This window comes from Streptomyces fumanus (assembly GCF_014655295.1).
GTDB lineage: Bacteria > Actinomycetota > Actinomycetes > Streptomycetales > Streptomycetaceae > Streptomyces > Streptomyces fumanus.
This window is the reverse complement of sequence record NZ_BNBI01000005.1, coordinates 206511-229005: the sequence shown is the minus strand read 5'-3', so window position 1 is coordinate 229005 and position 22495 is coordinate 206511. Positions and strand designations below refer to the sequence as shown.

Genomic DNA, 22495 nt, shown 5'->3' with positions numbered 1-22495 from the left:
TGCGCCTGGGCAGCACGACAGCGAGGCCGCGATCGTTGCCGCACCGTGGCGGCGGGAACGAACCGGGTGCTCCGGGACGGACCCGGCCGAACCGCCCTCAGGTGCCGGGTCCGGCCACGCCGATCTCGCACCACACCTGCTTGCCGCCGCTGACCGGCAGGGTGCCCCAGGCCGCCGACAGCGCCTCGACCAGGAGGATGCCCCGGCCGCCGGTGGCCTCCCAGCCGATGCTGGTGGGCTTGACCGGGGTCCGCGGCGAGGCGTCGGCGACCGCGATCCGCAGCGTGCCGCCGACCAGGGTGAGGTCGAGCCGGACCGACCCGTCGGTGTGCACCAGGGCGTTGGTGACCAGCTCGGAGACGACCAGCAGCACGGCGTCGGCGCCGTCGGCCGGCACGCCCCAGGAGCGCAGGGTGCGCCCGGTGAAGCGGCGGGCGTGCCGCACCGCCTCGGGGAGCCGCCACACCGTCCAGCTCTCGCGCAGCGGGCGCAGCGCCATGCCGTCGTAGCGGACCAGCAGCAGAGCGACGTCGTCGCTGCGGCGGGCCCGGCCGAGCAGCGCGTCGGCGACCGGGCCGAGGCGGGCGGGGTCGGCGCCGGCCAGGGCGTGCGCGAAGCGGGCCATGCCCTGGTCGATGTCGGCGCCGGGGGACTCCACCAGGCCGTCCGTGGTGAGCGCGAGCAGAGTGCCGGGCGTCAGGCGCAGCGGGCTCATCGGGAACTCGGCCTGGGCGGCCACGCCCAGCGGGGGACCGCCCTCCGCCTCGGCGATCTCCGTGTGCCCGTCCGGCCGGCGCAGCACCGGCGGCAGGTGTCCGGCCCGGACGCACCAGGCGGACCCCTCCTCCAGGCCCAGGTCGACGTAGGCACAGGTGGCGAAGAGGTCGCCGCCCAGGTCGGCGAGGAGCCGGTTGGCGCGGGAGACCACCACGTCGGGCGGGTGGCCCTCGACGGCGTAGGCGCGCAGGGCGGTGCGCATCTGCCCCATGAGGGTGGCGGCGGCGGCGCTGTGGCCCTGGACGTCGCCGATGACGAGGGCGACGTGGTGGTCGGGCAGCGGGATCACGTCGTACCAGTCGCCGCCCAGCTCCAGCCCGGCCGTGCTGGGCAGGTACCGGGCGACGGCGACCGCGCCCGGGAGGCGGGGCAGGCGGCGGGGCAGGAGCTGGCGCTGGAGCATGCCGACCAGTTCGTGCTCGGCGTCGAAGGCGTGGGCCCGGGTCAGGGCCTGCCCGGCCAGTCCGGCGAAGGCGGTGAGCAGGGCGCGTTCGTCGGCGCTGACCTGGTGCGGGGCGTCCCAGCCGATCAGACAGACCCCGGCGGTCCGGTCGCCGGCGGGCAGCGGCAGCGCGGCGAGCCCGCCGGGGCCGACCTCGGCGAGGGCGGGTCCGGGGGCGGTGGAGCCGGGCGGCCAGATCCGGGGGCGGCCCCCGCGCAGCACCGCGGCCAGGGCCGGCATGTCGCGCAGGGGCGCGTCGGGCCACTCGGTGCGCCACCGTGAGCGCCACACCTCGGGCCATGCCTCGGGTTCGGGCGGGTCGAGGACGGTGACGACGAGCCGGTCGTTCTCCAGTCCGGCCAGCGCGATCCGGTCGGCGCGCAACGGGCGGCGCAGGGCGGCGACCACGGCCCGGCCGACGTCGCGGACCGTGCCGGCGGTGGCCAGCGCGGCGGCCAGGCGCTGCACCCGGGCCACGTCGGTGACGTCGGAGCGCAGGGCGGAGGCGTCGGCGACGGTGCCGGCCAGGCGGGCGGGCCGGCCCTCGCCGCCGGGCAGCAGCCGTCCGCGCAGCTTCAGCCACCTCGGCGGACCGCCGGGCCGCAGCACCCGGAACTCCAGCTCGCGGTCGCCGGGGGACATGCGGTCGGCCTCCACCACGGACATCAGCGCGGGCAGGTCCTCGGGCACGGTCAGCCCGAGCAGCGTCTCGACCCTGCCGTCGAAGGCGTCCGGGCCGAGGCCGAACAGGGCGAGCACGTCGTCGCCGACCCGGACCCGGCCGGTGTCCATGGCGAGGCTGAACGCCCCCGGCGGCAGGTCGCCGCCGTCCGCGGCCCGGACCGGGGCGGTGCCGGCGACGGCCTCGGCGATCAGCTCCAGGCAGGCCCGGTCCTCGGCGTCGAAGCCGTCCGGGTGTTCGGTGACGGCGAGCAGGCAGCCGCCGCCCCCGCCGGGCAGCGGCAGCGCGGCGAGGGCGCGGCCGCCGGGGCGCGCCCGGCGGGCGGCGGCCCGGCCGCCCGGTTCCGCCGGGCCCGGCCACACCGGGCGCCGGGCGCGGTGGGCGGCGGCGACCGGGGAAGCACCGGACGCGCGGTAGACGTCCCGGACGCCGTACAGGCTGCCGGGCACCCCGGCGGACTCGGTCAGGCAGAGCAGGTCGGCGTCCTGGCCGGGGGTGTAGACGGCGGCGAAGGCGGCACCGGCGAAGACGAGGGCCTGTTCGAGGGTGCGGCGCAGCCGGTCGGCCGCGTCCGGACCGGACGCGAGGGCCCGCAGGGCGCTCGCGGCGCGCGGGGTTCTCGTTCCGCGTTCCACCGCACCCTCACTGCTCACGCCGCCATTACAGCGCGTACCGGACACCCGCGCAGCCCCTGCGGACGGTCCGGGGCGGGCCCGCGCCGGGGGTGCCGGGTCGGTGCTCGCCGTGCGCGACCGGCCGCCAGGGGGGAGATTTGATTACCGGGGTCCGCCCGCGCGCCCGTGCGAGGAGGTGGTCGGCGTGTCCGACGGTCGGTCGTCCTCGCCGCGCCCGCCACCGGACGGCCGGTCGCGGGCCGGCCCGCCGGTGCTGTCGCTGGCGCTGGCCGCGATGCTGGAGGAGTTCCACGCGCACTCCGGCGCGGTGTACCTGCTGGCCGCGGACCCGCCGGTGCTGGAGATGGCGGTGATGGCGGGGCTGCCCCGGGCCTTCGCCGCGCCCTGGGAGCGGATCACGCTCGGCGCCCGGGTGCCGGTCGTCGACGCGGTGCAACTGCGGCGGTTGATCTGGGTCGGCGGCGAGGAGGAGATGGCCCGCCGCTATCCGCGGGTCGCCGTGGTCATCCCCTATCCGTTCGCGATGGCCGCGCTGCCGGTGGCCACGGAGAGCGCCGTGTACGGCGCGGTCTTCCTCACCTGGCCGGGCACGCACCCCCCGGAGCTGTCCGACCGGCAGCGGGAGCGGCTGATGGCGGCCTGCCACGAGCTGGCGCTGAAGCTGGAGCGGGCCGCCGGGGCCGGCCGGCCCGTCCGCCCCGAACCCGATCTGCCGGCCGCCCCGACGGTGGGCGGCGCGGCCGGCACGCTCGGCGCGGTGGAGGCGGCGCGGATGGCGGCCCGGCTGCCGTACGGGCTGTGCTCGCTGGACCTGGACGGAAGGGTCGGCTTCGCCAACCCGGCGGCGGCCGAGCTGCTCGGCGTCCCCGCCGACCGGCTGATCGGCGTCCCGCTGTGGTCGGCGGTGCCCTGGCTGGACGACCCCGTCTACGAGGACCGCTACCGGGCCGCGCTGCTCAGCCAGCACACCACGTCGTTCACGGCGCTGCGGCCGCCCGGCGAGTGGCTGTCCTTCCGGCTGTACCCGAGCCGGACCGGGCTGAGCGTGCGGATCAGCCGGGCCCGGGGCGTGTCGCGGCCCGGCCGGTCGGCACCGGCCCCGGCCGAGACGCCGTCCCGGCTGGTCAGCGTCTCGAAGGTGGTGAGCCTGACCGGGGCGCTGGCCGAGGCGGCGGACGTACGGGACGTGATGCAACTGATCGCCGACGAGATCGCGCCGACCGTGGGCAGCCGGGCCTTCGCCCTCCTGGGCTCGCGGGCCGGGCGGATGTACGTCATCGGGCACCGGGGCTATCCGGAGCCGCGGGTCGTGGAGGGCTTCGACGGGATGCCGCTGACCGAGCCGACGCCCGGCGCGCAGGTGCTGCGGACCGGTGTGCCCGGGTTCTTCGAGTCCTGGGAGGAGCTGCGGCGCCTGTACCCGACGCGGCGCTCCTCGCCGGACGGCTTCGCGGCCTGGGCGTTCCTGCCGCTGATCGCCTCGGGACGGCCGGTGGGCACCTGCGTCCTCGCCTACGACGCGCCGCACCGCTTCACCACCGACGAGCGGGCGGTGCTGATCAGCATGGCCGGGCTGGTCGCGCAGGCCCTGGACCGGGCCCTGCTGTACGACGCCAAGCAGCGGCTGGCGCACGGGCTCCAGGAGGCGCTGCTGCCGCGTTCGCTGCCGGTGGTGCCCGGCATCGAGGCGGCGGCCCGCTATCTGCCGGCCACCCGGGGCATGGACATCGGCGGCGACTTCTACGACCTGGTGCCGGCCGGGGGCACCGCGGCGGCCGTCATCGGGGACGTCCAGGGGCACAACGTGACGGCGGCCGGGCTGATGGGCCAGGTCCGCACCGCCGTCCGCGCCTGCACGGCGCTCGGCCAGGAACCCGAGGAGGTCATGCGCAGCACCAACCGGCTGCTGATCGACCTGGGCACCGAGCTGTTCGTGAGCTGTCTGTACCTGCGCCTCGACCCGGGGCGGGGACGGGCGGTGCTGGCCCGCGCCGGGCACCCGCCGCCGCTGCTGCGCGGGCCCGACGGCCGGGTCCGGGTGCCCGACGTGGCCGGGGGCCCGCTGCTGGGCATCGACGGCGCGGCCCGCTATCCGTGCACGGAGCTGGACCTCGCCCCCGGCGCCCTGCTCGTCCTCTACACCGACGGCCTGGTGGAGTCCCCGGGCACCGACTTCGACGACTCCCTGGCCGAACTCGGCGACCGGCTCACCGAGGCGGGCGACCTGCCCCTGCCGGAACTGGCCGACCGCCTGGTACGGGACGAGGCGGACGCGGAGGAACGCCCCGACGACATCGCGCTGCTGCTGCTGCGGACGCGGAGGGAGTGAGCCGCGGCGGTACGGCGGTCAGTACGCCGGTACGGCGGTGGAGTCGCCGTCCCCCTCCCCGGCCCCGGTCGCGTCGCCCAGCGTCGCCCCCACCGCCTCCAGCGCCGTGGTGACCGGCTGGAAGAAGGTCTCGCCGCCCACCGTGCAGTCGCCGCTGCCGCCGGAGGTGAGTCCGAGCGCGAGGCCGTCCTCGGTGAACAACGGGCCGCCGCTGTCCCCGGGTTCGGCGCACACGTCGGTCTGGACGAGGCCGGTGACCGTGCCCTCGGGGTAGTTCACCGTGGCGTCCAGGCCCAGGACCTGGCCGTCGGCCGTCCCGGTGGTGCTGCCCGTCCTCAGGACGCGCTGGCCGACGGTCGCCTCGGCGGCCGCGGCGATCGGGACGCTCCGGCCGCCGGCGTTCACCTCGCTCGGCGCCTCGGTGGCCGGGTCGTCGTACCGGACGAGGGAGAAGTCACCCGCGCCGGGGAAGACCGCCCGGTCGACGGTGGCGACCGGCGCCCCGTCCTGCGCGTCGGACCACTGGGCGGCGGCGACCCCGCAGTGCCCGGCGGTGAGGAAGGCGGGCGAGCCGTCGGCGGCGGTGACGTTGAAGCCGAGCGAACAGCGGGCGCCGCCGCCGAAGATCGCGTCACCGCCCGAGGCGAACGTCGTGAAGGTGCTGGCGGACTTCCTCAGGGTCGCCATGCCGGAGCCGAGTTCCCGGACGGTGGACTCCAGTTGGTCCCAGTCCCGGCCGGTGACGGTGCTGTCGGCGGTGACGACGAGCCGGTTGGTGCGGGGGTCGATCGCCCAGGCGGTGCCCGGGACGGCGGCCCGGGAGCTCAGGGTGCGGGCGCCCGCGGTCAGTTCGGGGACGCTGTTGCCGACCTCGCGGACGGCCGCGCCCGCCCGCTGGGCCGCCGCGACCGCCTCGCCGCCGCCGTCCGCCACGACGTTGACGACGAGCCGGCGCTCACCGGCGTCGTAGTAGGAGCCGGCGAAGGAGTCGCCGAGCGTGGCGGCGAGCCGGGCGGCGAGGTCCGAGGCGTCGGCCGCCCGCAGGGTGCGGGGCGCGGCGTCCCGCGCCGAACCGTCCGGCGAGGCACTGGCGTGCGGCAGCAGGACGGCCGCCGCGCCGAGCGCCATGACGCCGCCCGCCGCCATCACGGCCCTGCGCTTCAGGATGCGCTGGTGACTCAACCTTCTCGACCTCCTGGGAAACGGGGCGCCTGGACGGCAGGTGGTACGCGCCGCCCGGCGCCGCCGTTCAGACCGTCCTCGCTCCGGGCGCATCCGAGCGGCCCGGGGCGTTGCCCCCGGGCTGAGTGGGTACCTGCGCCTGCATGCGGATCAGCGTGGTGGACGTGGGCTCGAAGACGGTACGGCTGGTGGTGGCGGACGCCGAGGGCGGCGTCCCGCTGCCGGTGCACACCGCCAAGTGGCGGCTGCGCCTGTCCGAGGAGGTCAGACCCGGGGGCCCGATCCCCGAGGAGGCGGTCGAACGACTGGCCGGGGCAGTCGCGGAGGCGAGCCGGACGGCGGCCCGCTGGGGCGCGGCCGGCCCGCTGGCCTTCGCGACCGCCGTGGTACGGGCCGCCCCCAACCGGCGTGCGGTGCTGGACACCGTCCGGGCCCGCACCGGCGTGCCGCTGTGCACCCTGCCGGGCGAGGTGGAGGCCGAGCTGACCTTCCTGGGCGCCCGGCGCTGGATGGGCTGGCGGTCGGGTCCGCTGGCGCTGCTGGACATCGGCGGCGGCTCGCTGGAGGTCGCCTTCGGCCGGGGCCGACTGCCCGACTTCGTGGCCTCGCTGCCGCTGGGCGCGGGACGGCTCACCCACGAGTTCTTCGACGGCGGGGCGGACCCGCCGCCCCCGGAGCAGGTCAAGGCGCTGCGCCGCAGGGTCCGCCACCAGCTCCGGGACGTGGCGGCCCGGATCCGCTGGGAGGGCCCCCGCACCGCCGTGGGCACCTCCCGTACCTTCCAGCAGCTCGGCAGGTTGTGCGGGGCCGCGCCGGGACGCCACGGCCCGTTCGTGGACCGCCGGTTGCACTGCGACGACCTGCGGACCGCGATCGGCCGGCTGGCCGCCCTGCCCGCCGCCGAGCGGGCCGCGCTGCCCGGCATCTCCGCGCCCCGGGCCGCGCAGAGCCTGGCCGGCGCGGTGGTGGCGCACACGGCGATGAAGCTGACCGGCCTGGACGCGGTGACCATCTGCCCCTGGGCGATCCGCGAGGGCATCCTGCTGCGCCACATCGAGGACGGCCCGTCCTGGTGGGCGGAGGTGATCCGGGGCAGCGACGAGTCGGACCCCCCGCAACCGGTGCCGCTGCGCGTCGCGGGCAGCCCGCGCTGAACCGGCCGGCAGCGGCACCCCGGCCCCCTACCGCCACCACGCCGAGCCCGCCGAGCAGCGGCACGGCACGCACCATGAGCACCGAACCGACGAACGAGAGAGAGGGGACGTCCATGTCCGGCAACGACAACGGCGCCCGGCCCGACGAGCACGCCCGGAAGCCGCCGCAGACGGCCATCGAGGAGGTCATCCGCGAGGTCGAGGAGGCCGAGACCCGCGACCCCGAGGACCCGCGCGAGCGCCGGCACCGCGGCGAGGCCGGCGACGCCACCTCCCCCAACACCGGCGCCCAGGAGCAGTCCCACCACGACTGACCCCCGGCGCCGACGAGGCCCCCGGCGCCCCGGGCGTGCCGTGGATCACGGGCGTGCGTTCATCGCGCCCGGGTACCCGGGGGACCATGGAGTACGACCGCGAAGGACCATCTCTGCCGTCCGCCCGGGGCCCCCTCTCCGCGGCCGTCCGGGACCATCTGCGGGGCACCGGGCCGCTGCCCGCCCCCGAGGCCGTGGCCGCCGCCGACCCGTACGGCGACGACCTGCAGCTCGCCCTGTACCAGTGCTACGAGCTGCACTACCGGGGCTTCGCCGGGGTCTGCCCCGACCTGGAGTGGGACCCGGAGCTGCTGCGCGTCCGGGGGGCGCTGGAGCGCGTCTTCCTGGCCGCCCTGCGCGAGGACACGCCCGTGCACGACAGCGTCGACGAGGCGGTCGGCGATCTGCTGGTGGAGCCCGTGGACGGCAACGGCGTCAGCCACTTCCTGCGGGACAAGGGCGAGCTGTGGCACCTGCGCGAGTACGCCGCCCAGCGTTCGCTGTACCACCTGAAGGAGGCCGACCCGCACGCCTGGGTGCTGCCCCGGCTCTGGGGCCGGGCCAAGGCGGGGATGGCCGCGGTGGAGTTCGACGAGTACGGCGGCGGCCGCGCCGACCGGGTGCACGCCCGGCTCTTCGCCGACCTGATGACCGACCTGGGCCTGGACACGGCGTACGGGCGCTATCTGGACGCGGCCTGCGCGGAGCTGCTGGCCACGGTGAACCTGATGTCCCTGTTCGGGCTGCACCGCTCGCTGCGCGGCGCCCTGGTGGGGCACTTCGCGGCGGTCGAGATCACCTCCTCCCCCGGCTCCCGGCGGCTCGCCGAGGCGATGCGCCGCACCGGCGCGGGACCCGCCGCCGAGTTCTTCTACGACGAGCACGTCGAGGCCGACGCGGTGCACGAGCAGGTGGTCCGCCACGAGGTGATCGGCGGTCTGCTGGAGGAGGAGCCGGAGCTGGCGCCGGACGTGGTGCTGGGCATCGACGCCACCGGCCTGGTCGAGGACCGGCTGGCCGCCCGGCTGCTCTCCGACTGGCGGGCGGGGCGGTCCTCGCTGCGCGTACCGCTTCCCTCCGGGATCTCCCATACTTCCTGATCGCCGGGGTACCCGAGGCGCGTGAGCCCCTTGGTGCTGCCGGGTGTGTACGCCCCGCAAGAAGACACGGCGCTGCTGGCCGACGCCCTCGCCGACGAGGCACTGCCCGTCGCCGCGGCCGTCCTGGACGTGGGAACCGGTACCGGTGCGCTGGCCCTGGAGGCCGCGCGGCGCGGAGCCCGGGTGACCGCGGTGGACGTGTCGTGGCGGGCGGTGTGCACGGCCCGGCTGAACGCCGCGCGTGCCGGACTGCCGCTGCGCGTCCGGCACGGCAACCTGTTCACGCCCGTCCTGGGCGAGACCTTCGACCTGGTCCTGACCAATCCGCCCTACGTCCCCTCCCCGCACGGCGGCCGCCGTCCGCGCGGCGCGGCGCGGGCCTGGGACGCGGGCCACGACGGCCGGCTGCTGCTCGACCGGATCTGCCGGCAGGCGCCCGGCCTGCTGCGGCCCGGTGGTGTGCTGCTGCTGGTGCAGTCGGCGCTGAGCGACCCCGGCTCGACCGTCGGGCAACTGCGCGAGGCCGGGCTGAAGGCCGCGGTGACCCGGCGGCAGCGGATCGCCTTCGGTCCGGTGGTGCGCGGCCGGGAGGGCTGGCTGCGCCACCGGGGGCTGCTGTCCGCCACCGACAACGAGGAGGAGCTGGTGGTCGTCCGTGCCGAACGCCCCGTCTGACGAGCCCCGCCGGATCACCGTCCGGCGCCGGGGACCGATGCTGGTGGAGGGCCCGGTGGAGATCGAGCTGGAGGACGGCTCGACGGTCTCCTCCGACCGCTTCCGGGTCGCCCTGTGCACCTGCCGGCGCAGCCGCCGCTACCCCTGGTGCGACACCAGCCACCGCGCCCGGTCCCGCGAGTGACCCTCGCGGGCGGCGGACGGCCCCACTTCCGTCCGCCGCCTTTCGCGCTCGTTCTCCCCAGCAACGAGCGACGCGCCCGAGTCTGCCGATCCCGGCGCCGGAACTCATCTCGCCCCGGCGCGTTTCAGTAACTTTGAGTGTTGAAAGAGTGGCGAGAAGTTACGGACTTTGAACGTTTCAATGCCGGATCGCGGCCCTTCGTGATCGCTCGCGGGTCACACTGGCGTGATCATCACGTTCCGCAAAAGGCCGGAACCCACCCCGTGCCCCGCCTTCCTACCGGCGAGTATCGTCACCGGCGCGACGACGAGAGGCGGACGTGCGGATGGCGAAGCACTGGGCGGACTTCCAGTACGAGATCTACCTGAACGGCATGACCGGGGCCGTGCCCCGGCTGCCCACCGACCTGACCGCCCTGGAGGCGCTCACCGAGCGGCGCCTCGGCCCCGGCCCCGTCGGCTACGTGGCGGGCAGCGCGGGCGACGGCAGCACCGCCCGCGCCAACCGGGCGGCCCTCGCCCGGCACCGGATCGTGCCCCGGATGCTGCGGGACGTGCGCGAGCGGGACCTGTCGGTGGACGTGCTGGGCCGGTCGCTGCCCGCGCCGGTGGCGCTGGCGCCGGTCGGGGTGCTGTCGATCATGCACCCGGAGGCCGAGCCGGCCGCCGCGCGGGCCGCCGCCGCGCAGGGCGTGCCGTTCGTGCTGTCGTCGGCGTCCAGCACGCCGATGGAGCGGGTGGCGGAGGCGATGGGCGACGCCGAGCGCTGGTTCCAGCTCTACTGGCCCAAGGACCGGGAGGTGGCCCGCAGCTTCCTGCGGCGGGCCGAGGCGGCCGGGTTCACGGCGCTGTTCGTCACGCTGGACACCCCGCTGCTGTCCTGGCGCCCGCGCGACCTGGACCAGGCGTACCTGCCGTTCCTGCGCGGGGTGGGCACCGCCAACTACTTCTCCGACCCGGCGTTCCGGGCCGGGCTCGCCAAGCCGGTGCACGAGGACCTCGACGCCGCGGTGATGCACTTCGTGGGCATGTTCTCCGACCCCGGCAAGAGCTGGCCGGACCTGGCGTTCCTGCGGGAGAACTGGGACGGCCCGATCGTGCTGAAGGGCATCCTGCACCCGGACGACGCCCGGCTCGCCGCGGACGCCGGGATGGACGGGGTGGTGGTGTCCAACCACGGCGGCCGGCAGGTGGCCGGCGCGGTCGCCGCCGCCGACGCGCTGCCCCGGGTCGCCGAGGCGGTCGGCGACCGGCTCACCGTCCTGTTCGACAGCGGGATCCGCACCGGCGACGACGTGTTCAAGGCCCTGGCGCTGGGCGCCCGCGCGGTGCTGCTCGGGCGGCCGTACGTCTACGGGCTGGGCCTGGACGGACAGGCGGGCGTCGAGCACGTCGTACGGTGCCTGCTGGCCGAACTCGACCTGACCCTCGCCCTGTCCGGGCACACCGGCCCGTCGACCCCGGGGCCCGCCGACCTCGTGACGGACGGGGCCTGACCCCGGGCCGGGCGGCCGGTACCGGTCGGCGGGCGGCACCGCCCGCGCGGGTCAGCCCGGGTGCCCCGCGCCCGCCCGGCGCACGGGCCGCGCGGCCCGCGTCCCGGTGCCCGCCATCGACAGCGAACCGGAGGCCGCCGGCGCCGGATCGGTGGTCCAGCGCTGGGCGGCCGAGCCGTCCCGCACCCGGACCACCACGTCGGCGTCCGGGTCGCCGGTGGCCGGGGCGAGGGCGAGCCGCGGGTCCCAGCGGGGCACGAGTTCCTCCCGGGCGGTCAGCGCGTACCGCACGTCGGCGCCCCGGCCGGTGCCCTCCCCCGCGCAGGTGCCCAGCACGACGACCCCGGCGTCGGCCCGGGAGTCCAGGCAGAGCCCGGGGTCGGCCACCGACCGCAGCAGCCCGTCGTCCTCCCGGATCCACTGCTGGGTGAGCTCCGCCGAGCACCCCGCCAGCCTCGCCCCCGCCCCGGCCCGGGGCGCGCCCCGCACGTCCAGGCAGAGCCCGGCGGCGGCGTTGCGCACCCGGGTCTGCCCCGGCGCGGCGGGCAGTCCGGCCGGTCCGGTCGGGGCCGGCGCGGCGGCCCCCGGCGAGCCACCGGCGCGGTCGGCGGCGCCGGTGGAGGCGGTGGGGTCGGCGCGGCCCCCGTCGTAGGACCAGACGCCGATGACCAGGGCGGTCACCAGCACGCCCGCCGAGGCGGCGCCGACCCCGCGGAGCACCGAGCGGGCCGAGCGCGCCCCGCCGGGGGCACGCCGGGCGGGGACCGGGACGCGGGCCAGCAGGCCGGGGCGCCCGCCCCGGTGCCGGGCGGCGCCGGGGCGGGCGGCGCGGCCGGGCCGGGAGTCGAGGTAGCGGCGGGCGCCCCAGCCGAGCACGGCCTCGGCGAGCAGGGTGCCGAGCCCGCCGCCGAAGTGGCCGAGCTGCTCGGCCGCGTTCCGGCAGTGCCGGCAGTGCGCCAGGTGGTCCTGGACATCGGGGAGCAGGGGGCCGCCCCGGCGGATCTGGACGTCGAGGAGCCGGTTGTAGAAGCGGCAGTCGCCGCCGGGCGCGAGGTGCAGATGGGCGTGGACGCAGCCCTCGCGGAACGTCTCCCGGGCCTGGGCGAGGGTCGCGGCGGCGGTCTCGGGGTCCAGGCCGAGCAGCTCGGCGGGGACGTGGAGGGGTTCGGCCTCGACCTCGGTGTGCCAGAGCAGGCAGCGGGCGGGGCCGGGCAGCGCGGCGAAGGCGCGGGCGGCCAGCGCGCGGTTGTCGGGTATCAGGGACCCGGCCGCGCGCATCCCGCGTCCGCCCGCGGGCCGGAGCAACTGCGGCAGGGCGCCGGTGATCCGCTCGTCGGCGGCCCACTGCCGGACCGTGTCGCGGACGGCGACCAGCAGCCGGGGCCGCAGGGCGGCGGCCGGTTCGCCCTCGGCGAGCCGGTCCAGCACCCGGCGGAAGGCGGCGGCGGTGACCATCGCGGCGGTCTCGGAGGCGGTGGCCAGGCAGACGGCCGCGTAGTCGTGGGCCGGCCGCCAGTGCCGCGCGGTGAGCAGCGCCACGGCGTGGGCGGCCTCGCTCTCCGGGTGGCCGCGGAGCCGGCCGGCCAGGGAATCGTCGGACTCCCCGGGGTCCCCGCCGGGCGGGGGGTCGAGCGGACGAGGGGGGTGGGGGGTGGGCACTGGGTCGGGTTCCTTCCCACGCGCACGGCAGTCGGGATCGCTGGCCGCCCGGGAAGCGGACCCGGTTCCTCAAGGCGCGTGCGACACCCGGCCGCCACCCCCCGCGCGGGGGCATCACTCTGGCACGAACCGCGGATGGTCAACAAGCGTTCTCGAAGACATCCGCCTACTGACGGAACGTCTGACACCGGCCGTTGCGGCGGCGCCCGCCGACCCGGTGTCAGATCTGCCAGGACCGCAGCCGGTCGGCCGCCCGGTAGACGTCGGCCGCGCCGGACATCAGGTCGCGGGCGAGCCCGGCCAGCGCGCCGCGCGGCGGGTCGACGGCGGCGCCGCAGACGGACAGGTAGGCGACGGCGGTCGCGCAGGCGAACCGGGCGTTGGCCGACGGCAGCGGCTTGAGCACGGCGAGGGTGTGCAGCAGGGCGGCGGCCCGCCAGGCGGGGTCGGCGGCCACGCCGGGGCGGGGCGGGTCGACGCGGTGCCGGGCGACGGCGGCGACCAGCGCGGAGAGGTCGCCGACCGCGGGCCGGCCGGGCAGCACGTCCTCGTAGCGCTGGAGCAGCCAGGGCACGTCGATGTGGATGACCGCCGCCATGGGTCAGGCGGCCCGGCCCTCGTCCGGGGCGGGCGGCTCGTCGTCGGGGAAGGCCGCGGCGAACTCCCCGGCGTGGTCCTGGAAGAAGCGGCGGAACGCCTCGGCGCCCTCCTGCAGCGCCCGGTGCCGCGCGATGTCGGCGGCGGCGGCCTGCCGGACCAGGGCCTTCATCGACGTACCGCGTTCCTTGGCGATCTGGCGCAGGTCGTCGAGTTCGCGGTCGCTGAACTCCACGTTCAGGGCTGGCATGCCTCCCACGGTACCGCTCGGGTACTGACCCGTAAATAGCCGCAGGTCAGGTCGGTTACCGAGGGGTACCGGGGAGGCGTGGCCGGAAGGGGGGTCAGCCCTGGTCGGCGACGAAGGCGGCCATCCGGGCCAGGGCCGCGTTCCAGTTGATGGCCGTCTCGTTGGTCGACCAGGACTGGATGTCGTCGATGTAGCAGAACTGCCCGACGCAGCCCTGGAGCTTCGCCTGCGCGACGGGGTCCTGGATGCTGGAGTTCGGTCCGCCGGACAGGGTGCCGGCCGGCGGGTTGGGCAGCGAGGGTTCGAGCTGGTGGGCGTACCAGCGGCTGTGCTGGTTGTGGGCGTTGACCTCGCCGTAGCCGGTGACGTAGGAGATGTTCAGGGCGTTGCGGCCCAGGACGTAGTCCATGCTCTGGACGGCTCCGTCACGGTACTTGGCGCCGCCGGTGATGTCGTAGGCGGTGGCGAGGACGACCGCGTTGTTGAGGACCTGGTGGCTGGACCCCCAGTCGTAGACGTTGTTCGCGGGGGCGTACGGCATCCCGTACGGGTGGTCCTTGAGGGTGGCCAGGTAGCGGTCGGCGCCCCGGACGACGGAGCGGCGCACCTGGTCGCGGCCGGGCAGCCTGCTGGGCACGGTGGCGAGGTCGAGGCGGGCCGCGGCGGCGGTGCGGCCCCAGTCGAAGCCGGTCGGGCCGAAGATGTCGGCGGTGTGCACCGGGGAGGCCAGCACCTGGTCGCGGAAGCCCTTCTCACCGGTGGTCAGGTACAGCTCGGCGGCGGCCCAGTAGAATTCGTCCTCAAGGTCCCGGTCGGGGTAGGCGCCGCCGCCGACGCCGTCGTTCTCGTCGGCGTAGACGTCGGGGTGGGCGAGCGCCGCCGCCCAGGCGGTGCGCGCGGCGGCCAGGGCCCGCGCGGCGAACGCCCGGTCGTAGGGCTTGTAGAGCCGGGCCGCCTGGGCCGCGGCGGCGGCCAGGTTGAGGGTGGCGGCGGTGGTCGGCGGGTGCAGTTCGCGCTTCTGCGGGTCGTCGCTGGGCAGCAGCGGCAGCCCGGTCCAGTTCTCGTCGTGCAGCTTGTGGTGGGCCATGCCGGCCAGCGGCTGCCCGGCGGGCACCTGCATCTTCAGCAGGAACTCCAGTTCCCAGCGCACCTCGTCGAGCAGGTCGGGCACCTTGTTGCCGCTCTCGGGTATGGCGAGCGTGCCGTCGCGGAAGGCGGCGGGGGTGCCGGTGCGGGCGTGCAGGGCGCGTTCGTAGGTGCTCAGCAGCTCCCACACGGAGATGCCGCCGTTGACGACGTACTTGCCGTGGTCGCCGGCGTCGTACCAGCCGCCGGCGGCGTTCAGCCGGTAGTCGCAGACGCCGGGCTGGCAGGGCACGTCGGTGTCGCCCTGGTTGGGCGCGACGCCCAGGTGCCCGGCCGGGCGGGCGTAGCCGGGGCGCAGGTCCTCGCGGATGGCGATGCCGCTGCGCTGGGTGTAGTAGTACTTCGCGGCGTCGGCGCGCAGCTTGTCGTAGGCGGCCGTGCCGATGTCGAAGGGCCGGCTGGTCTCGCCGTCGGCGACCAGGGTGTAGCCCTCGCCGCGCTGCTTGTAGCGGCCGAAGTCGATGGAGTGGACGTTCTGCCCGGAGGAGGCGTCCACGCCGCGCGGCACGCTGGTGCCGCGGGCGACCACGGTGCCGCCGGCGTTCTTGAGCTGCCAGGGCAGGGCGGTGGTGGCGTCGGTGACCAGGGTGGCGTTCTTCGGCCCGGACGGCAGGTAGGCGACCTGGTTGACGCGGACCCGGGGCCCGGTGTCGGGCTCGTACTGCTCCGGCGGCACCCCGCCGAGCAGCGAGACGTCGTCCACGCAGAACCGCCAGGGCTCGGCGCTGCCGCCGACCTGGAAGGCGACCTGCCCCTGGGCGGTGTCGACGGGCGCGGTGAAGGTGTAGGAGTAGCTGTTGCCGGAGACGCTGAGCTGCGGACTCACCTCGTAGTACGTGTCGTACGGCGACACCGACAGGCCGACCACGGCCCGGACCACATGGTCGGCGGGCGTGCCGTTCGCCTGGAAGGAGAAGCGGTACGTCTCCCCCGCGACGAGCGGGATGTCGTTCTGGCCGACCGCCGCGTCCCAGCGGTTGGTGGTGCCGCCGGGCACATCGGCGCAGAGCCGGCCGTCCTCGACGCCGGCGGTGACGTTGCTCGACGACCACCAGGACTCGGTGCCGTTGTCGAAGGTGCCGTTCTTGACCTGCTCCGTCTCCTCGGCCCCGGCCGGTGCGGCGGGCAGCGCGGTGAGCGCCGTCGCCAGCAGCGCGGTCAGGGAGAGCAGCGCGGTCCTGCGTCTTTTCACGTCTGGGCTCCTCGGAGGAGGGGCGGGTGTCGCTCGCCGAAAGGGAAATGGGAGCGCTCCCAAAGGGGACGCAGGACATGGTTGTTGCAGTCATGACAGCGAGTCAACGGTCCGGACGGAACTGGTTTTCCCGTCCGGACCGTCACCCGTGCGTCAGGCGGCCGGCGCCGCCAGGCGGCTGACGCGGATCGCGCCCCGGGCCTCGCCGGGGTACCGGCTGGTCAGGGTGAGCCGGACGCGGGAGCCGCGCACCGCGTCGAAGCGGACGACCGTGGGTTCGTCGGAGGCGGTGGCCCAGTCGGTGCGCACGCCCTCGGCCGGCCGCCAGCCCCGGCCGGTGAACACCTCGACCCGTACCGCGGCGGGCAGGGTGTGGCCGGCGTCGGTGGTGAAGGAGACCTCGATCCGGTCGAAGCGGCGGGTCCGGCCGTAGTCCACCGAGAGCCAGTCCTCGGGGCGGGCCCCGTCGAAGGCGGGCAGCAGGGCGGTGGCCTCCTTGTAAAAGCCGTTGGACCAGCCGGTCGCCGGGTCGCCGTCGAGCACGGCGGCCGGGAGGGTGTCCGGGCGCCCGGAGTAACTGGCGTCCGCGTGCGGGTACGCCACGGGCGCCGGGAGGTCCGGGGCGAACTCCGGGGCGGGCGTGCCGGCGCGGTCGGCGGCCCGCTCGGCGCGCACGGTGGCCGTGCCGGTGCGCAGCCCCTCGGCGCGGGCGGTCACCTTCAGCGTCCCGGCGCGGGTGCCGGAGCGGACGATGGCGAGGGCCTTGCCGTGGAAGGCCGTGCGGGTGCTGGCCTGGTAGCGCTCGGCGCTCTCCTGGCGGCCGTTGTCGAGCCCGGCCAGCGAGCCGCCGGTCACGTCGAAGGAGATCAGGTGCCCGGCGTCCGGCACCACCACGCCGTGCCGGTCGACCACCTCGGCGGTGACGAAGACCAGGGCACGCCCGTCGGCGGCGAGGGACTTCCGGTCGGGCGTGAGCCGCACCGCGTACGGCTCGCCCGCGGTGCGCAGCACATCGGTGGCGACCGTCTCGCCGCCGCGCCGGGCGACGGCCTTCAGCTCGCCCGGCTCGAACGGCACCCGCCAGGTCAGGTGGAGCTTGCCGGCGCTGCCGTTGGGGCTGGTGTAACTGCCCGGGTAGGGCCCGGAGGTGAAGGTCTTGTCGTCGCCGGTGGCCTCGGTGGTCTCCAGGTAGGTGCGGCCGTCCACGGTCTTCTTGGTGTCGAACCGGCGCACCCCGAGCGAGCGTCCGTTCAGGAACAGCTCGACGGTGTCGGCATTGGCGTACGCCCAGACCTCGACGGTGTCCCCCTCGGCGTGGTTCCAGGTCATCGGCACCAGGTGGACCATCGGTTCCTCGGTCCACTGGCTGCGGAAGAGGTGGTACATGTCCTTGGGGAAGCCCGCGGTGTCGACCGCGCCGAAGAAGGACGCCTTGACCGGGAAGACGTCGTACGGCGTCGGCTCCCCGATGTAGTCGATGCCGGACCACAGGAACTGCCCGGTGAACCACGTGCGGTCCCGGTCCTTCTTGTGGCCGTACTCGCCGCTCATCGTCCAGGACGCGAGGTTGTTGTCGTACGAGGAGGTGGCCCGCTTCCCCGGCGTGTGGTTCTCGCCGGTGTTGAGGTGCTCGGGCTCCTGGTACGCGCCGCGCGTGGAGGTCTCCGAGGAGGACTCGGACTCGAAGAGGAACAGGTGGGGGTAGGCCGCGTGCAGGTCGTCCACCGACTTGGCGGTGTTGTAGTTCAGGCCGAGGCCGTCCAGCTTGGCCAGCATCAGGTCGGCCGCGGAGCCCTTGGCGGGCAGCCTGCGGTACTTGTCGGAGCCGATGACCAGCGGCCGGGTGTCGTCGGCCGCTTTTATCGCGGCGATGATCCGGTCGGCCATGGCGAGCCCGGCGGTGGAGGTGGAGTCGGGGATCTCGTTGCCGATGGACCACATGATCACGGCGGGTGAGTTGCGGGCCGCGAGGACCATCTCGGTGGCGTCCGTCTCGCACCACTCGTCGAAGAACCGGCCGTAGTCGTACCGGTTCTTGCCGGTGCGCCAGCAGTCGAACGCCTCGACGAGCAGCACGATGCCCAGCTCCTCGCAGACGTCGATCACCTCGGGGGCGGGCGGGTTGTGCGCGGTGCGCAGGGCGTTGACGCCCATCGACTTCATGATCGTCATCTGCCGGCGGACCGCGTCCGCGCTGACGGCGGCGCCGAGCGCGCCGAGGTCGTGGTGCAGGTCGACGCCCTTGAGCTTGGCGTGCGCGCCGTTGAGGAAGAAGCCCTCCTCCGGGTCGATCCGCACGGTGCGGATGCCGAACGGGGTGGTGTACGTGTCCACCGTCCGGCCGCCGACGCGCAGTTCGGTGCGCAGGGTGTAGCGGTGCGGGGCCGCGAAGTCCCAGCGGCGCGGCCGGGCGACGGTGAGTTCATGGGTCTCGGCGCGCTCGTCGGCGCCGACGGTGACGGTGGAGGCGGCGCGGGCCACGGTGCGCCCGTCGGGGTCCACCACCGCCGAGCGGATCTCCACCTCGCGGGCGGTGCCGGAGGCGTTGACCACCGTGGTCGCCACCCGGACGACGGCCCGCCCGTCGGTGACCTCGGGGGTGGTGACGTACGTGCCCCAGCGCCGCACGTGCACCGGTTCGGTGACGACCAGGCGGGCCTCGCGGTAGATGCCGCTGCCGGAGTACCAGCGGCTGCTGGGCAGCCGGTTGCGGACCCGGACGGCGAGGACGTTCTCGGTACGCCCGTCGGTGTGCACCAGGCCGGTGAGGTCGACGGCGAACCCGGTGTACCCGTACGGGTGACGACCGGCCTGTGTGCCGTTGCAGTACACGAACGCGTCCATGTAGACGCCGTCGAACTCGACCGAGATCCGCTTGCCCGCGAGCGCGGGCGGCAGCGTGAAGGCCAGGCGGTACCAGCCCAGGCCACCCGGCAGGAAGCCGGTTCCGCTGGTGGTGCCGTGCTCGGTGGTGGGCGTCCGCTCGATGCTCCAGTCGTGCGGGACGGCGACCCGGCGCCAGTCCGTGTCGTCGTGGCCGGGATCGGCGGGGACCGCGTCGGGCTCCTCGGCACCGACCGGGTCGGCCAGCAGGAAACGCCAGTTGTCGCGCAACGGGACGACGCGGCGGCCGGCGACCTGGCCCTCCGGGTCCGCGGCCCAGGCCGCCGGGGTGCCCAGCAGCGCCCCCGCCGCCGGGGTGGCGGCGGAAGTGATCAGAACCGATCTGCGGGTGACCGTCATGACTCTCCCTCATCAGGGACTAGAACAGAAATACTCACAACCAATCGACAACAAACAGATTCTGACGCCGCGCCACATGCGGACGTCAAGTGTGCGGAGGCGCACTTCTTTCCCGCACGTCGCTCCCGTTCGAGATACCGTGCGCCCGCCGGGTTCCGCGCACCGCGGAGTTCGGGTCCGCGGGAGGCCGGGGACGCACTACGCTGGCCCCCAAGTGACACACCGTTCACTGTGAGTGTGCGCGATGGAGTGGCGACGATGAGTCCGGTCAATCGGTTCGACGATGCCGTCACGGCCCGGGCCGTCATCGACGACACCGGCAGGGTCCTGAGGTGGAACGAGGGCGCGCGCCGGCTGCTGGGGCACCCCGCGGCCGAGGTCGTGGGCCGGCCCGTGGCCGGTCTGCTGGCCTGCCGCGCCGAGGGCGCGCTCGTGGACTTCGGCGGCGACCGCTGGGGCGGCACCCTGGCCCTGCGGCACCGGGACGGCCGGGTCCTGTCGGTCTGGGTGCAGGCCCACCGCCGCCTGCCCGCCGACGGCCCGCCGCTCTACCTGGCGGCCGCCCCGGTGGAGGTCGGTACGGTCCAGACCGACGACCCGCTGTTCCGCGCGGCTCTGACCCAGTCCCCCTGCGCCATGATGATCTACGACGAGGGACTGCGGCTGCACGGCGTCAACGACGCCATGGCCGCCCTGATGGAGATGCCGCCCGCGCGCATCCGCGGCCTGCGCCCCACCGACCTCGACGGCGAGCCGCAGACCGCGGAGTTCGAGAACCACATGCGGCGCGTGCTGACCACCGGCCGCGGGTACGACATGCACGCCCATCTGAAGGCCGCCGGGGAGATCCGCGCCCACGCGTGGCTGGCCCGGATCGCCCCGCTGACCGACCCCGAGGGCCGGATCCGGGGCGTCTGCGTCAGCGCCCACGACTTCACCGAGCAGCACCTCGCCCGCGAGCGGCTGCTGCTGGTCAACGAGGCCAGCGTGCGCATCGGCACCACCCTCGACGTCACCCGCACCGCCCAGGAGCTGGCCGACGTCTGCGTCCCGGCGCTCGCCGACTTCGTCAGCGTCGACCTGCTCGACGCCCGGGAGCCCGGCGCCGAGCACGCCGGGCCGCCCGCGCCGCCGGTGACGCTGCGCCGGGCCGCCCACCAGTCGATCACCCCGGGCTGTCCGGAGGCGCTGGCCCGGCCGGGCCAGACCGACCTCTACCCGGTCGGCTCCCCGCAGGCCGACTCCCTGGCCACCGGCCGCTCCATCGTCGCCGCCATGCCCACCGGGGAGGACGCCGACCGGTTCCGGGCCTGGGACGAGGCCCGCTTCCGGCGGGTGCGGGAACTGGGCGTGCACGCCACGCTGTCCGTCCCCCTCCAGGCCCGCGGCACCACCCTCGGGGTCGCCGTCTTCACCCGCTACCAGCGGCCCGAGCCGTTCACCCACGACGACGTGCTGCTGGCCGAGGACGTCACCGCCCGCGCCGCCGTCTGCATCGACAACGCCCGCCGCTACTCCCGCGAGCGCGAGACCACCCTCACCCTCCAGCGCAGCCTGCTGCCGCGCTCGCTGCCGCCCACCGCCGCGGTGCAGGCCGCCTCCCGCTATCTGCCGGCCGCCCGCTCCGGGGTGGGCGGCGACTGGTTCGACGTCATCCCGCTCTCCGGGATGCGGGTCGCCATGGTCGTCGGCGACGTCGTCGGCCACGGCATCCAGGCGTCGGCCACCATGGGCCGGCTGCGCACCGCCGTCCGCACCCTCGCCGACATCGACCTGGCCCCCGACGAACTCCTCACCCACCTCGACGACCTGGTGCTGCGGCTGTCCGACGAGTCCGGCGGCGACGGCACCGGCGAGGTCGGCGCCACCTGCCTGTACGCGGTGTACGACCCGGTGTCCCGGCGCTGCACCGTGGCCCGGGCCGGCCATCCGCCGCCGGTCCTGGTCCCGCCGGACGGGCCGCCCCGCCATGTCCCGCTGCCCTCGGGGCCGCCGCTGGGCCTGGGCGGGCTGCCCTTCGAGTCGACCGAGTTCGAACTGGGCGAGGGCACCGTGCTGGCGTTCTACACCGACGGACTGGTCGAGAGCCGCGACCGGGACGTGGACGCCGGGCACCGGCTGCTCTGCGAGGCGCTGGCCAGACCCGCCGGTTCCCTGGAGGAGACCTGCGACCGGGTGCTGCACACCCTGCTGCCGCCGGGCGGTGCCGCCGACGACGTGGCGCTGCTGCTGGCCCGCACCCGCGGGCTGCCCCCGTCCCGGGTGGCGACCTGGGACGTCCCCGCCGACCCGGCGCTGGTCGCGCCCATCCGCAAGCAGGTCCTGGACCAGTTGTCCGCCTGGGCGCTGCTGGAGGCGTCGTTCACCGTGGAACTGGTGGTGAGCGAGCTGGTCACCAACGCCATCCGGTACGGCGCCCCGCCGATCCGGCTCCGGCTGATCCACGACGCGACCACGCTGATCTGCGAGGTCTCCGACACCAACCACACCGCCCCGCACCTGCGCCGCGCCAAGACCTGGGACGAGGGCGGACGCGGACTGCTGCTGGTCGCCCAGCTCACCCAGCGCTGGGGCAGCCGGCACACCACCGAGGGCAAGACGATCTGGGCGGAACTGGGGCTGCTGGAGGAGGAGTGAGCCGGTGCGCGGGGCCGGTGCGCCCCCGTGCGCCGGTTTCCGGCGGGGGCGGAGCGGACACCCGGACGGACAGGCCGTGCGCGAGAGACTCCCAGGAGGGTGAGGCAGCCATGGCGTACACATCCCCGGCCGTCCGCCGGACCGCACTGCTGGCGAGCGCGATCGCGCTGCTCTCCGCCCTGACCGCGTGCGGCGACGGTGGCGGCGGCACCGCGACGACCGCCACCCGCCCCTCCCCGGCCGCCCCTACCCGCACCACCTCCCCCGCCACCGGCCGGTCTCCCGCCCCGGCGGACAGCACGGGGACACCGCGTGACACGGCCGGGACCCCCAGCGACACGGCCGGGTCCGCGTCGGCCTCCGCCCGCGCCGACGGCCGGTGCCACACCTCCGCGCTGCGCGCCTCGGTCGGCCGGATGGACCCCGGCGCCGGACAGCGCAACTTCCCGGTGGTGCTGACCAACATCTCGTCGCACACCTGCACCCTGTACGGCTATCCGGGCCTGGCGTTCACCGACGCCGCCGGGCGGCAGCTCGGCCCCGACCCGAAGCGCACCCCCGCCTCACCGGAGACGGTGCGGCTGGTCCCCGGCGCGAGCGCGTGGGCCGCGCTGTCCTTCGCCGACCCCGGGATCAGCGGCGCCCGCACCGCCGACCCCGCGACACTGCTCGTCACCCCGCCCGACGAACGACACCCCCTGAAGGTGGCGTGGACGGCCGGGGAGGTACCGGTGAGCGGCGGCGACCGGTCGGCGGTCTCGGTCACCGTCCTCTCCCCCGGCGAGGGCCCCTGACCCGGCCG

At 75.7% G+C, this 22495-nt stretch carries 16 protein-coding genes; 9 read left to right on the top strand and 7 right to left on the bottom strand.

The window, feature by feature from the left end:
- Positions 1-97: 97 nt before the first annotated feature.
- Positions 98-2554 (bottom strand): SpoIIE family protein phosphatase, encoded by a 2457-nt coding sequence (locus IE316_RS12815; RefSeq protein WP_229910365.1) that lies wholly within the window; start codon positions 2552-2554, stop codon positions 98-100.
- Positions 2555-2711: 157 nt separating this feature from the next.
- Here IE316_RS12815 and IE316_RS12810 point away from each other — a divergent pair, with 157 nt between their 5' ends.
- Complete coding sequence (locus IE316_RS12810) at positions 2712-4865, top strand: SpoIIE family protein phosphatase (protein ID WP_229910364.1); 2154 nt, start codon at positions 2712-2714, stop codon at positions 4863-4865.
- Positions 4866-4883: 18 nt separating this feature from the next.
- On the opposite strand, the gene IE316_RS12805 is transcribed toward IE316_RS12810, so the two are convergent.
- A complete protein-coding gene (locus tag IE316_RS12805) occupies positions 4884-6047 on the bottom strand; it encodes a S1 family peptidase (RefSeq protein WP_190204383.1) in 1164 nt (387 codons plus the stop codon).
- A 143-nt stretch (positions 6048-6190) separates the two neighbouring features.
- On the opposite strand from IE316_RS12805, the gene IE316_RS12800 reads away from it, so the two are divergent.
- The 6 genes from IE316_RS12800 to IE316_RS12775 all read left to right on the top strand — a co-directional run bounded on the left by IE316_RS12800 (position 6191) and on the right by IE316_RS12775 (position 10969).
- A complete protein-coding gene (locus IE316_RS12800; protein WP_190204382.1) occupies positions 6191-7201 on the top strand; it encodes a Ppx/GppA family phosphatase in 1011 nt (336 codons plus the stop codon).
- Positions 7202-7314: 113 nt separating this feature from the next.
- The gene (locus IE316_RS12795) at positions 7315-7515 is read left to right on the top strand and encodes a hypothetical protein (protein ID WP_229910363.1); all 201 of its coding nucleotides are present in this window, start codon (positions 7315-7317) and stop codon (positions 7513-7515) included.
- Positions 7516-7601: 86 nt separating this feature from the next.
- Complete coding sequence (locus tag IE316_RS12790) at positions 7602-8615, top strand: iron-containing redox enzyme family protein (protein ID WP_190204380.1); 1014 nt, start codon at positions 7602-7604, stop codon at positions 8613-8615.
- 21 nt (positions 8616-8636) lie between these two features.
- Complete coding sequence (locus IE316_RS12785; protein WP_229910362.1) at positions 8637-9290, top strand: HemK2/MTQ2 family protein methyltransferase; 654 nt, start codon at positions 8637-8639, stop codon at positions 9288-9290.
- Positions 9271-9474, top strand: coding sequence for a CDGSH iron-sulfur domain-containing protein (locus IE316_RS12780; protein ID WP_190204379.1), 204 nt, complete (start codon positions 9271-9273; stop codon positions 9472-9474). Before IE316_RS12785 ends, IE316_RS12780 begins: the two co-directional genes overlap by 20 nt.
- A 325-nt stretch (positions 9475-9799) precedes the next feature.
- Complete coding sequence (locus tag IE316_RS12775; protein WP_190204378.1) at positions 9800-10969, top strand: lactate 2-monooxygenase; 1170 nt, start codon at positions 9800-9802, stop codon at positions 10967-10969.
- A 51-nt stretch (positions 10970-11020) separates the two neighbouring features.
- On the opposite strand, the gene IE316_RS12770 is transcribed toward IE316_RS12775, so the two are convergent.
- The 5 genes from IE316_RS12770 to IE316_RS12750 form a co-directional block, all read right to left on the bottom strand.
- Positions 11021-12628: an RICIN domain-containing protein gene (locus IE316_RS12770; protein ID WP_190204377.1), complete on the bottom strand. Its 1608-nt coding sequence runs from the start codon at positions 12626-12628 to the stop codon at positions 11021-11023.
- Between the two features lie 220 nt (positions 12629-12848).
- On the bottom strand, positions 12849-13226 hold the full coding sequence (locus IE316_RS12765; protein ID WP_190204376.1) for a toxin Doc: 378 nt from the start codon (positions 13224-13226) through the stop codon (positions 12849-12851).
- A 3-nt stretch (positions 13227-13229) separates the two neighbouring features.
- Complete coding sequence (locus IE316_RS12760) at positions 13230-13475, bottom strand: hypothetical protein (protein ID WP_190204375.1); 246 nt, start codon at positions 13473-13475, stop codon at positions 13230-13232.
- A 94-nt stretch (positions 13476-13569) separates the two neighbouring features.
- On the bottom strand, positions 13570-15813 hold the full coding sequence (locus tag IE316_RS12755) for a glycoside hydrolase family 9 protein (RefSeq protein ID WP_190204374.1): 2244 nt from the start codon (positions 15811-15813) through the stop codon (positions 13570-13572).
- Between the two features lie 153 nt (positions 15814-15966).
- A complete protein-coding gene (locus IE316_RS12750; RefSeq protein WP_190204373.1) occupies positions 15967-19056 on the bottom strand; it encodes a glycoside hydrolase family 2 TIM barrel-domain containing protein in 3090 nt (1029 codons plus the stop codon).
- Positions 19057-19314: 258 nt separating this feature from the next.
- Between IE316_RS12750 and IE316_RS12745 the strand changes: the two genes are divergently transcribed.
- Positions 19315-21693, top strand: a complete 2379-nt coding sequence (locus tag IE316_RS12745) for a SpoIIE family protein phosphatase (RefSeq protein WP_190204372.1) — start codon at positions 19315-19317, stop codon at positions 21691-21693.
- 110 nt (positions 21694-21803) lie between these two features.
- Entirely contained in the window at positions 21804-22487 is a 684-nt protein-coding gene (locus IE316_RS12740) for a DUF4232 domain-containing protein (protein WP_190204371.1), read from the top strand.
- Positions 22488-22495: the final 8 nt, after the last annotated feature.

Coding starts and splice junctions, on each gene's coding strand:
- IE316_RS12800 (WP_190204382.1), top strand. CDS start 6,191: ATGCGGATCAGCGTGGTGGACGTGGGCTCGAAGACGGTACGGCTGGTG.
- IE316_RS12795 (WP_229910363.1), top strand. CDS start 7,315: ATGTCCGGCAACGACAACGGCGCCCGGCCCGACGAGCACGCCCGGAAG.
- IE316_RS12790 (WP_190204380.1), top strand. CDS start 7,602: ATGGAGTACGACCGCGAAGGACCATCTCTGCCGTCCGCCCGGGGCCCC.
- IE316_RS12775 (WP_190204378.1), top strand. CDS start 9,800: ATGGCGAAGCACTGGGCGGACTTCCAGTACGAGATCTACCTGAACGGC.
- IE316_RS12765 (WP_190204376.1), bottom strand. CDS start 13,226: ATGGCGGCGGTCATCCACATCGACGTGCCCTGGCTGCTCCAGCGCTAC.
- IE316_RS12760 (WP_190204375.1), bottom strand. CDS start 13,475: ATGCCAGCCCTGAACGTGGAGTTCAGCGACCGCGAACTCGACGACCTG.
- IE316_RS12750 (WP_190204373.1), bottom strand. CDS start 19,056: ATGACGGTCACCCGCAGATCGGTTCTGATCACTTCCGCCGCCACCCCG.
- IE316_RS12745 (WP_190204372.1), top strand. CDS start 19,315: ATGAGTCCGGTCAATCGGTTCGACGATGCCGTCACGGCCCGGGCCGTC.
- IE316_RS12740 (WP_190204371.1), top strand. CDS start 21,804: ATGGCGTACACATCCCCGGCCGTCCGCCGGACCGCACTGCTGGCGAGC.